We start from the raw sequence: 2,968 nt of genomic DNA, 5'->3' as shown, positions 1-2,968 counted from the left end.
TTCTTCTTATATTGGCAATTACTTTAACGACCATTTTATTTACTTCAGTATTGGAAATTGGATTTGGCGGTATGCAATCCATTCAGGAAACACAGCTAAAATTATCCGGAATGAAAGCGGACGCAGAACTTCGATTTTTGGACAAAGAACAGTTTCAGAAGGTTCAAAACTCCGATTTATTTGAAAGTGTGGGAGGGAGAGTTCCCATTGCTCTTATGGAAGGGGAAACAAAGTTACCTATTGAGATAGATTATCTGGATCAGGCCGGTATGGAAGCATATTATATTTCATTGGAAGAAGGGAAAGTACCTGAAAATGAAAAAGAAGTGATTTTATCAGAGCAAGCATTGGAAGAACTGGGGATAAAAAAAGAAGTGGGAAGTCATGTTCCGGTGTCTTTTACATTAAGAGGTCAAAAATACAACTTTGACATGCGCTTGTCAGGCTGGTATAAAGGCGGTCCTAAAGTTAATTTTATGATTGTATCTGAAGCATTTTTAGAACACAACCCTGAAGTGGCAGAAAATACATACGATCTTGATAAAGAGATTTTAGGAACCTATTATGCAAGTGTTTGTATGAAGAATACAGGGAATATTGAACAAAATCTTAAAGAATATGCAGAAAGTCTTGGGGCGCAAACAGAAAACGCTGACGGAAGCAACTATGTTAATGTAGCAGTGAATCCCATGCTGTATTCAGAAGATGGGAATACAGGAGTTGGTCTTTCTATAGTTTTTTTCGGAGCATTATTTATTTTGTGTGGATACTTATTGATTTATAATATTTTTGATATAGGTGTTATGCAGGATATCCAAGAATTTGGAATAATGAAAACAATTGGAATGACCGGGAAACAAATCAAGAGATTAATGCGAAAACAGATGCTTTTTTTATCTCTTATTGGTATTACGATTGGCTTAGTGATTGGATATGGGCTAGGGGCACTTTTGTTGCCAGTTATTTTGAAAAATTGGGAATACAGTGAGGAAGAACTTACTATTGTACAATCGGTACACCCGGCTATCTTTATTTTAACAGTTCTTTTTGTATTGATTACGGTATTTTTGAGTATGAGAAGACCTTCTAAAAAGGCAGCTAGGTATTCTGCGATTGAAACAACAAAATATACCGAGGTAAAGAAAAAGACAGTAGAAAAGGATATTCGTTCTATTAAAAATATAGCAAGGAGTAATTTACAGAGAAACAAAAAAAGAACGATTTTGGTTTTTACATCTCTTATATTAAGTATTGTATTTGTTAATGCTTTATGGATTATTTCTGATAGTTTTGATGAAGAAAAATATATCAATTCACAAATGCGAAGGGATTATTTGCTTGCGTCTACAGATACTTTAAATCCAAGTATCGGATATATTAGATCTTCTGCAGCATTGGATGAAAATGCTATTCAGGAACTAGAAAAAAATTCTATGGTTCAAAATGGGACTAAATTGTATAAGAATACAGTGGATAATTTTGATATAAGTTTTGAATGGGGCAGTGAAGGCATTGACATAGAACAATATCGACCAAATGTAGAAGTTGATGGGATAGTGACAAATGAAGCAATGACAAACTATGGATCTTTAACCTTGTCGAAAGACGAAAAAGCTCTGTGCAATGTATGCGGTATTTCTGAAAATTTTGTTGACAAAATGGAGATTTTAGAAGGAGAAAAAAATATTGTTTCTATTAAGGAAAAATTAAAAAGTGGAGATTATATTTTAGTTGCCGTTTCCAAAAATACAAATGGTACTTACAACAGTGATAATTTGAAAAATTCACCAGGTATTGGGGAAAAAGTAACAATTTATAAGAACGGAAAGCCATTAAAAAAAGTGGAAGTATTATCTCAAATTTTGGTAATAGATTCAGAGCAAATATCAGGTAGCAGTGTAACTGGTGATGGTACCATCTTAGGTCCTTGGTTTTATTTAGGAGAAGATTTATTTAAAGAATTGTATGGAGAAGCCAATTTAGTGAATTATTCTTTTGATGCAGATGAGAAAGATGCTCCTGCTGTGAATAGAATGTTACAGGAAATATCAAAGGAATTTTCTGATGTTGGATTTGAAACTACAGAACAAAGGCACTCCGAAATCGAAAACTATAAAGCACTGGTTAGAATTTTAGGTGTGTTGATAGGAGGAATTTTAGGTGTAATTGGAATTGTAAATCTTGTGAATATTATTTTTACAAACTTAATTGTACGTAACCGAGAATTAGCAACATTTAGAAGCATAGGTGCAACTAAGAAACAATTACGTGAACTGATTGTAAGAGAGAGTGTAGGATATGTTTTTTATGCTGCAATTGGAGGATTTATATTTGCAACACTAATTAGTATGACAGCAGTTAAGGGTATATGTTCTTCTATTTGGCTTTTTACTTTCCAATTTACATTACTTCCAGCAGCCATTGTTATAGTGTTGTATTTCATAATAGCTATTATAGCTTCTGAGGCAGGGATTTATCTTTGGGAAAAAGGAAGCATTACGGAACGCCTCAAAAATCTGTAGATAAGATGATTTACAGCATAAAAATGCTGATAAACCAGAATATAAACGAAGGGAGGTGTAGGATATGTTAGAACTTGAAAAGAGAATGCAGGAAGAACCTTTTGATGTAGAGGTTCAGTATTGTGATCCGGATGATTGCTTGCATGATTGTCTGATGGCACCAGATCATTGTAACACACACGTAACTTCACTGTGGTAAAGGAGGAGAATACCATGAAAGAATTGGAAAAAAGAATTCAGGAAGCAGTATTTGATGTAGAAACCCAGTATTGTGATCCAAGTGATTGCTATCACGATTGTTACCATGAAGGCGTTAATAATTGTGATGCTGATATGTCTACAATCTGGTAAGAAGGAGCTTCCTGTATAATTCAAATATAAGGAATTCCAAGAAAGAAGGTTGAGAAAAAAATACCTCAGTGTAGAATAAGATTACTGACTTTGCA

General features: G+C 33.8%; 3 protein-coding genes. All 3 read left to right on the top strand.

Features of this window, described 5'->3' with window-relative positions:
* Nucleotides 1-2,522 (top strand): ABC transporter permease (locus EDD74_RS14890; RefSeq protein WP_132038472.1); only part of this gene is annotated, 2,522 nt, incomplete at its 5' end.
* A gap of 64 nt (nt 2,523-2,586) precedes the next feature.
* The gene (locus EDD74_RS15540; protein WP_278320672.1) at nt 2,587-2,721 is read left to right on the top strand and encodes a hypothetical protein; all 135 of its coding nucleotides are present in this window, start codon (nt 2,587-2,589) and stop codon (nt 2,719-2,721) included.
* A 14-nt stretch (nt 2,722-2,735) separates the two neighbouring features.
* Nucleotides 2,736-2,873 (top strand): hypothetical protein, encoded by a 138-nt coding sequence (locus EDD74_RS15215; protein ID WP_165851599.1) that lies wholly within the window; start codon nt 2,736-2,738, stop codon nt 2,871-2,873.
* Nucleotides 2,874-2,968: the final 95 nt, after the last annotated feature.

Source organism: Faecalimonas umbilicata (assembly GCF_004346095.1).
GTDB lineage: Bacteria > Bacillota > Clostridia > Lachnospirales > Lachnospiraceae > Faecalimonas > Faecalimonas umbilicata.
The sequence above is the reverse complement of the archived record's forward strand: the minus strand, read 5'-3'. Positions and strand labels throughout refer to the sequence as shown.